This is a genomic window from Ruegeria sp. BHSA123 (genome assembly GCF_059613425.1).
Genome location: NZ_JBXWSL010000092.1, coordinates 1 through 7,897, shown reverse-complemented (window position 1 = coordinate 7,897; position 7,897 = coordinate 1). Strand labels below are relative to the sequence as shown.

Annotated in this window: 10 protein-coding genes; 5 read left to right on the top strand and 5 right to left on the bottom strand. The window is 57.1% G+C overall.

Features of this window, described 5'->3' with window-relative positions; all coding sequences use genetic code 11:
- A partial coding sequence (locus AC2FNC_RS19185; protein WP_496716314.1) for a hypothetical protein occupies window positions 1-206 on the bottom strand: 206 nt, incomplete at its 3' end.
- On the opposite strand from AC2FNC_RS19185, the gene AC2FNC_RS19180 reads away from it, so the two are divergent.
- Together AC2FNC_RS19180 and AC2FNC_RS19175 are read left to right on the top strand one after the other, a co-directional pair.
- Complete coding sequence (locus AC2FNC_RS19180) at window positions 194-424, top strand: type II toxin-antitoxin system CcdA family antitoxin (protein ID WP_480520806.1); 231 nt, start codon at window positions 194-196, stop codon at window positions 422-424. The two genes, AC2FNC_RS19185 and AC2FNC_RS19180, sit on opposite strands and share 13 nt — an antisense overlap.
- Window positions 424-723, top strand: coding sequence for a CcdB family protein (locus AC2FNC_RS19175; RefSeq protein WP_209599024.1), 300 nt, complete (start codon window positions 424-426; stop codon window positions 721-723). The genes AC2FNC_RS19180 and AC2FNC_RS19175 overlap by 1 nt, the downstream gene beginning before the upstream one ends.
- A gap of 54 nt (window positions 724-777) precedes the next feature.
- Here the strand turns inward: AC2FNC_RS19175 and AC2FNC_RS19170 are convergent, their stop codons facing one another.
- From AC2FNC_RS19170 to AC2FNC_RS19155, 4 genes are read right to left on the bottom strand one after another with little or no spacing between them, the layout of a single operon-like run.
- Window positions 778-1,722: an ABC transporter substrate-binding protein gene (locus AC2FNC_RS19170; protein ID WP_496716311.1), complete on the bottom strand. Its 945-nt coding sequence runs from the start codon at window positions 1,720-1,722 to the stop codon at window positions 778-780.
- Between the two features lie 44 nt (window positions 1,723-1,766).
- Entirely contained in the window at window positions 1,767-2,774 is a 1,008-nt protein-coding gene (locus AC2FNC_RS19165) for an ABC transporter permease (RefSeq protein WP_480495892.1), read from the bottom strand.
- A complete protein-coding gene (locus tag AC2FNC_RS19160; RefSeq protein ID WP_480495890.1) occupies window positions 2,774-4,297 on the bottom strand; it encodes a sugar ABC transporter ATP-binding protein in 1,524 nt (507 codons plus the stop codon). The genes AC2FNC_RS19165 and AC2FNC_RS19160 overlap by 1 nt, the downstream gene beginning before the upstream one ends.
- 41 nt (window positions 4,298-4,338) lie before the next feature.
- Window positions 4,339-5,892, bottom strand: a complete 1,554-nt coding sequence (locus AC2FNC_RS19155) for a UxaA family hydrolase (protein WP_496716309.1) — start codon at window positions 5,890-5,892, stop codon at window positions 4,339-4,341.
- Window positions 5,893-5,973: 81 nt separating this feature from the next.
- Between AC2FNC_RS19155 and AC2FNC_RS19150 the strand changes: the two genes are divergently transcribed.
- From AC2FNC_RS19150 to AC2FNC_RS19140, 3 genes are all read left to right on the top strand, one after another.
- Entirely contained in the window at window positions 5,974-6,711 is a 738-nt protein-coding gene (locus AC2FNC_RS19150) for a GntR family transcriptional regulator (protein ID WP_480520815.1), read from the top strand.
- On the top strand, window positions 6,708-7,760 hold the full coding sequence (locus AC2FNC_RS19145) for an aldo/keto reductase (RefSeq protein ID WP_496716308.1): 1,053 nt from the start codon (window positions 6,708-6,710) through the stop codon (window positions 7,758-7,760). The genes AC2FNC_RS19150 and AC2FNC_RS19145 overlap by 4 nt, the downstream gene beginning before the upstream one ends.
- Window positions 7,723-7,897, top strand: a 175-nt coding sequence (locus AC2FNC_RS19140; RefSeq protein ID WP_496716315.1) for an RbsD/FucU domain-containing protein, incomplete at its 3' end; no start/stop codon positions are given. The genes AC2FNC_RS19145 and AC2FNC_RS19140, both read left to right, overlap by 38 nt.

Here is a 7,897-nt window from a genome sequence, read left to right as displayed (position 1 = left end):
TCAACAAACACAAACAAAAAGTCGCACAGTAATAGGGGGAGCTCAAGAACAGAGCGCAATGCTCTTTTCAGGCCAATAACTTCCTGATTGCCACGTGCCGTTGAACAGAGATTTTCCGCGCGTCGAGCAATATGCGCATGTTTGACGCGCATATGGCGTAGTGGTAAAATGGCGCAGTCTTGAGGGTAACCAAATGAATGCTCCATCTCGTAGACCGACAAATCTATCACTGGATGGCGATATACTGTCCGAGGCGCGGGATCTGAAGATCAACCTGTCCCGGGCAGCCGAAGACGGCATTCGGGCCGCAGTCGCCAGCGCAAAAGCTGAACGCTGGAAAGCCGAAAACAAGGCCGCACTTGAGAGTTCCAACGCGTATGTCGAGCATAATGGCTTACCGCTGGATACCTACCGACAGTTCTGATGCCAAAATACGACGTGTTCCCCAACCCGTCAGGTGACGGGTATCTTCTGGACATCCAGAGCGATCTGCTGAGCGGGTTGAACACACGCGTCGTCGTGCCCCTGCTTCCCGAAGCGACGGCGCCGATCCCAGCCACCCGGCTCAATCCCGTCTTTGATATCCAGGGCAAACCGTTTGTAATGGCGACCCAATTCATGGCTGCCGTTCCGGTGGGCATTCTAAAATCGCCAGTCGACAACCTTGATGATCACTTTGCGCAGATCACCGCCGGCATCGACATGCTGATGCAGGGATTCTGACAAGCTTCTGGCCCTTGGAGAACCAAGAGCCAGGAACAAGTATGACAATGAAAATCAGTCGTACAGCACTGCCGCGATCTTCGGATCGTCGATGTTGGATGCGTCGTAGTAGTAGAACCCGGTATCAATCAGGGCAGGAACTTCTTCGCCCTTCATCGCAGCTACAGCAGCCTTGACGGTTTCATACCCGATGCCCACGGGATTCTGAGTGATTGCACCCGCCATCAACCCGCTTTTGATCGCATCTTTCTGGGCCTTACCGCTGTCATACCCGATGATGACCAGCCCCTCGGCCCCCAGTTCTTGCACCCCGTTCACCACACCGATGGCCGAGCCCTCGTTGGTGCCGAAGATGCCATTCAGATCGGGGTTCGCCGTCAGGATTGCTTTGGTCACCTCGGTCGATTTCAGGTGGTCACCCTGACCGTATTGAACCGTGACAACTTCGATGTCCGGGTATTTTTCAGCAATACGATTGACGAAGCCGTCACGCCGATCAATGCCTGTGCGGCTGGTCTGGTCATGCGCAACAACGGCCACTTTGCCTTTGCCGCCAATCATCTCGGCCATCTTGTCCGCAGCCAGCGCAGCCGCGGCCTGATTGTCTGTGGTTGCTGTAGAAACCGGAATGTCGCTGTCAACGCCACTGTCAAAGGCGATGATCGGAATGCCTTTTTCATCAGCTTGCTTCAACAGTGGAATGGCGGCCTGGCTGTCCAGAGCGGCAAAACCGATGGCCTTGGGGTTATTGGCCAAGGCCGCCGCCAGCATGTCGATCTGACGATCCACCATGGTTTCGTTGTCCGGGCCTTCAAAGGTGATCGTGACACCGTATTCCTCGGCGGCTTGTTCCGCACCCGACTTTACCGCCTGCCAGAACTGGTGCTGAAACCCTTTGGACACCAGCGGAATATATATGTCTTCCGCTGATGACATTGATGCAGGTATCGAAAGGCTGGCCGCACTCAGGGCCCCCAAAATGAAACGACGTGTTAGCATGTCTTCTCCTCCAGTTGGTCTTCGTTTCTAATTTTTGTGAATGTTCAACCTGTCTTCCTGCGCCGCGCCATATCGGCGTAAACGGCCAGAATGATGATCGCGCCGGTGACAACGGTCTGCCATTCCTGCGCGACGGACAGCACCCGCAAACCATTGGTCAGAACTGCCATGATCAGGGCACCGATCAGGGTGCCAAGGATCGTACCGCGCCCACCGGACAGGGACGTGCCCCCGATCACGACGGCAGCAATAGCTTCCAGCTCGTAGCCAAGCCCCAGCGCGGGCTGCGCCGAATTCAGACGCGACGCGATCAGGATTCCACCGATACCGCAGATCGCACCTGCCAAAGCGTAAATGCGCATCTTCCAAAGATCGGTATTCACCCCCGAAAGGCGCACCGCTTCTTCGTTCGATCCCAGCGCAAAGGTGTATCTGCCCAGAACCGTGCGCCCCAGAATGTACGAAGCTGCAATGGCAACAAGGAAAAGGATCAGCACGCCATTTGGGATCGGCAAAGCAGGGAAAACCTCTCCGATCAGCGACCCGCGCGAAATCTGGTCAAAACCCGGCGTGTCGTTGAAGTAGATGGGCCGCGTGCCCGAGATCACCAGCGACAACCCTTTTAGGATCAGCATCATACCTAGCGTGGCAATGAAGGGCGGGATTTTCATCTTGGCGACAAAGGTGCCCGAACACAGCCCGCAGAACGCACCCGCCGCAATCGCTGCCACAACCCCCAGCAACAGCGGCATTCCGAGATAGGTCAGCGCGACACCGGCAATGACGGCGCAGAACGTCATCAGAGTTCCCACGGACAGATCGATCCCGCCAGTTATGATGACCAGTGTTGCAGCAACCGCCAGCACCCCATTGACCGATGTCGCCTGCAAAATGGCGATCATGTTTGAGGTTTGCATGAAATTCGGCGACGCGATTGAAAACCCGATCAGCAAGGCAATCAAGCTGGCGAAGGCCAGCAGCTTTTGATAGGCGCCACTTTCGGAGAGACCCGCCAGCGGGCTTTTCTTTTCGATATCCGTTGCTGAGGTCATTACGCTGTTCCTGTTACCTGCATCGCTGCCACCCGCTGGGTCGCCAGATGCATGATATCTTCCTGAGTGGTGTCTTTGCCGCCCGGCAGAATGCCGGTCAGCCGGCCTTCACACATCACAGCGATGCGATGGCTTAGGCGCATGATCTCGGGCAGTTCCGACGAAATCACGATGATCGTCTTGCCCTGCCCGGCAAGTTCTTCCAGCAGCTTGTAGATTTCAGATTTTGCGCCCACGTCGATGCCACGCGTGGGTTCATCGAAAATCAGGATATCGCAATTCCGCAGCAGCCATTTGGCAATGACAACTTTCTGCTGATTGCCCCCGGACAGAAGACGCACCTCCTGCGTGTCCGAAGGCGTGCGAATACCCAGCTGCATTATGTAACTCTTGGCCGTCGTGCTGATTTCACTGTCGTTCAGAACACCGACACGTCCGGTGAACATATCCATCGACGCCAAGGCAACATTGTCACGAACGCTCATCCCAGTGGCGAGGCCGAAATGCTTGCGATCCTCGGAAAGATAGCCAATGCCCGCCTTGACGGCATCGGATGGCGTGCGGATCGAGACCACCTGCCCATGCACCCGGATTTCTCCGCTATCCTTGGGATCTGCCCCGAAGATTGCCCGCGCAACTTCGGTACGTCCGGCCCCCATCAGCCCGGCAAAGCCCAGGATTTCACCCTTCAGAACCGAGAAGCTGACATCGTGGATTTCGTGACCCCGACACAGCCCGGTCACTTCCAGCGAAACTTCGGCATCGCTCAGATCGGGGGGAACCAGCGGCTCTTCCTTGACTTCGCGACCCACCATCATCGCGATAATCTGGCTGATCGGCGTTGCTGCCGCGTCAACTGTGCCAACGTATTCTCCGTCGCGCATCACCGTGACCCGGTCAGCGATCTGCTTCAGCTCATCCATTTTGTGGCTGATATAGACAATGCCCACGCCTTCGGCCTTCAGACGGCGGATGATGACGAACAGCTCGGCAATTTCAGCATCGTTTAGGGCCGCGGTCGGTTCATCCATGATCAGAACCCTGGACCGGAAAGACAGGGCCTTGGCGATCTCGACCATCTGTTGTTTGGCGATGGTCAGACTGCCGACCTGCGCCCTGGGGTCGAGGTTTAGGTTCATGGACGCAAAAATCTCGGCTGTCTGTGCATTCAACTCGGCATCGTTCAGTCGGCCAAACCGTTTGCGAGGTTCGCGGCCAATAAAAATATTCTGTGCCACCGTCAGATCATTCATCAGGCTCAGTTCCTGATGGATGATACCGATACCCAAAGCCTGCGCCTCGCGTGGCGTGGTTGGGTTTGCATTACGCCCTTCGATTTGCAGTGTGCCGCCGTCGCGCTGATAGATCCCCGAGAGGATTTTCATCAGCGTGCTTTTGCCTGCACCGTTCTCGCCCATCAGCGCATGGACTTCACCGGGCACCAGATCGAACTGCACTGATTTCAGCGCATGGACTCCGGGAAAGTGTTTCTCGATCCCCGACATGTCGACCAGTTTTGTCATTTACCCTCCCAAACACCCCTCTCCCCAAGGGGTAGTGCGGCCTACATCACCGCGCCGATTTGCCAGGGGACAAATTCGACCCCGCCAAAGCCAAGTTCTTCGCTTTTTGTTTGTTCACCCGATGCAACGCGGATCAGCATTTCGAACAGCTCTTCGCCTTTTGCCTCGATGCTCACGCCGTCTGTGACGATGTCCCCACAGTTCAGATCCATGTCTTCCGACATCCGGGCAAACATTTCGGAATTGGTTGCCAGCTTGATGCAGGGCGTTGGTTGATAACCCGAAACCGAGCCCCGCCCGGTGGTGAACACGATCAGGTTCGCGCCTGATGCCACCTGCCCCGTGACCGAGCATGGGTCGAAACCGGGGCTGTCCATGAAAACAAACCCGGTCCTGTCGATTTTCTCGCCAAACTTGTAAACACCGCGCAAGGGCGCGGTTCCGCCTTTGGCGACAGCGCCCAGCGATTTCTCAAGAATGGTCGTCAACCCACCGCGCTTGTTGCCGGGGCTAGGGTTGTTGTTCATCTCACCACCGTTGCGGTGAGTATACCCCTCCCACCAGCGAATGCGTTCTATCAGCTTTTCCCCGACTTCAACGGTCTCGGCCCGCCGGGTCAAAAGGTGTTCTGCACCGTAGATTTCCGAGGTTTCGGACAAGATCGTCGTACCGCCATGCCGCACCAGCAAATCCGAGGCATAACCCAAAGCGGGATTGGCGGTGATCCCGGAATAGCCATCCGACCCGCCGCATTGCATTCCAACCGTTATCGCACTGATCGGCGCAGGTTTGCGTTCGGCCTTGTTCGCGAGTTCGGCAATCCCGCGCAGTTCGTTCAATCCACGTTCAATGGTACGGCGCGTGCCGCCCTCACTCTGAATGGTCATGTAACGCAGCACGCCATCAGGACGGATCGGACGACCCCCAACCAGATCGGCTACCTGCATCACCTCGCACCCCAAACCGATCAGAAGGATACCGGCGAAATTCGGGTGCTGGGCATATCCAGCCAATGTCCGGAACAGTGTGGCATAACCTTCATCTTTTCCGGACATCCCGCATCCGGTGCCATGAACGATGGGGACGATACCGTCCACGTTCGGGTACGCGTCCAACAAGCTCCGTTTCTCGGCGGCTTCGGCTATGAACTGCGCCACGGAGCCAGAGCAATTCACCGTTGTCAAAATGCCGATGTAGTTGCGCGTGCCGACCTTGCCATCGGCACGATGGAAGCCCTGGAAGATACGGTCGCCTGAAATCACGGGCAGTGGCGTGTTCGCGCTTGCATATGCGTAGTCCTGCTGATGCGCCCCCATACCCAGATTATGGACATGAACATGCTCGCCCGCGGCGATATCCGCTTTGGCCTGACCTATGATCTGTCCGTAGCGGATCACATTCTCACCTGCCGCAATCGGGGCGGTGGCGATCTTGTGCCCGCGTGCGATTTCCGTGGGAAGCTGCACCGATAACCCATCCGGTTGCGCGCCGGCTTTCAGGTCGCGCAACGCGATGATCACATTGTCATCCGGGTTCAGCCGGATTGTGTCACGGGCGGGGCCGCCCTGGGCTTTGATCTCTGAAACTGGGTGCATGGATTCCCCGCTTGTTCGCCACAGAGCTACGGGGATAATCCTCTCTTGTCAACTAACATGTTAGTATGATAGTTCAGATTTATGAACCACCCATACGACATTGACGCCACCCGCCTGCCCGACATTTCAACATTTGAGGGGTCGCTCGCGCAGCGCGTTTACCAATCCATCAAACAGGCGATCCTGGCATTGGATTTCCCCCCCGGCGCTAACCTTCGGAAGGCGCCGATCTGCGCGCAATTGGGTGTGTCCCGCGCACCTGTCGCGGACGCCATCACCAGGCTTTCCGCCGAAGGGCTGGTGGATGTGGTGCCGCAATCGGGTACACGTGTGTCCTATTTCTCGATGGAGGAAATTCGCGAAGGCGCCTTTCTGCGAGAGGCCCTGGAGCTGGCAACAGTGGCCAAGGTTGCGCGTGACCTGACCGAAGATCAGCGCAAAAAGCTGAGCCGCAATGTGCGCCTGCAAGAGCTGTTGATCGAAGATGAAGACATTGCCGGGTTTTACCACGCAGATGAGGAATTCCACGCCCTGTTGATGGCGTTCACCGGGATGCTTCGCCTGCCGGATGTGGCACAGACCGTGTCGCTACAGGTCAGCCGCGCACGGATGTTGCTGTTGCCGACACCCGGCCGCATTGCGGAAACACTGTCCGAACACCGGGCGATATTCGATGCCATCAGTGCCCATGACGAACGTGCGGCACAAGACGCCATGCGCCATCACCTTGGGCAACTGATGCCTCGGATCGAACGGCTGCAACAGGAAAGACCGCAGCTGTTTAACTTAACGCCCCAAACCACCCGAGAGGCAGGATGACCGTTTCGCAAACCGCTCTTCTGAACAACAAAACGTCCCGGCCCGTGCCGCTGACCCGCATGGGGTTTGGCGGCGCACCTTTGGGCAATCTTTATCGCAAGGTCTCGGATGCTGATGCGCAAGCTGCGCTCCAATCCGCATTTGACGCAGGCATCCGGTTTTTCGACACCGCGCCGCAATACGGGTTGGGCCGGTCCGAGTATCGCTTTGGCGAAGCGATCAGGCGGTTTGGACGTGAGAACATCCAGCTATCGACCAAAATTGGTCGTCTGCTGCTGGATTGCGAACCACATGAGGTGACGCCCGAAGCGTTTGTGGACGTTCCGCAGAAACGCATTGTGTTCGACTATACCTATGACGGCGTCATGCGGTCATATGAGGCAAGCCGGGACCGGATCGGTGTTGCCAATGCAGACATTCTTCTGGTGCATGACGTCTGCGCTTTCAGTCAGGGCAGTCAGGAAATGTCAGACGCCAAAGTGCGCGAGTTGTTCGATGACGGCGGTTACAAGGCGCTGGTTGAACTGCGAGACGCAGGCGAGATCGCCGCGATTGGCGCGGGCGTGAACGAATGGCAGGTTTGCGAGAAACTGCTGGGTCTTGGCGATTTCGACGGGTTTCTTCTGGCGGGTCGGTATACGCTTTTGGAACAGGAAGCCTTGAACAGTTTTCTGCCGCTTTGCGAAAAGCGTGATGTGGGCATCATTCTGGGCGGGCCGTATAACTCGGGCATCCTCGCTACCGGAGCGGTGCCAGGGGCCAAGTATAACTATTCCGATGCGCCTGAGGATATTCTTGGACGGGTGCGCAGGATCGAAGCCGTCTGTGCGGCCCATGGCACACCACTGATCGCAGCCGCGCTACAATTTGTTCTGGGACACCCCGCCGTGAAAACGGTTGTTCCGGGCGCTGTTAACGCGGCCGAGGTTCAAGCCAATGTCGCCCTGCTGGAACGCTCCATCCCCGCCCAGCTTTGGTCAGACCTGCGTACCGAAGGCCTGATCCGGTCAGATGCTCCCTTGCCCAAGGAACCTGTCAATGCTGCGTAACCTCAACCCGCTGTTGTCTCCTGAATTGCTGTACGCCCTGCGCGCCATGGGCCATGGCGATGACATCGTTATTGCAGATGCCAATTTCCCGGGCTCAAGCCTTGGGCCCGACTGCATCCGTGCGGATGGTTCAACAG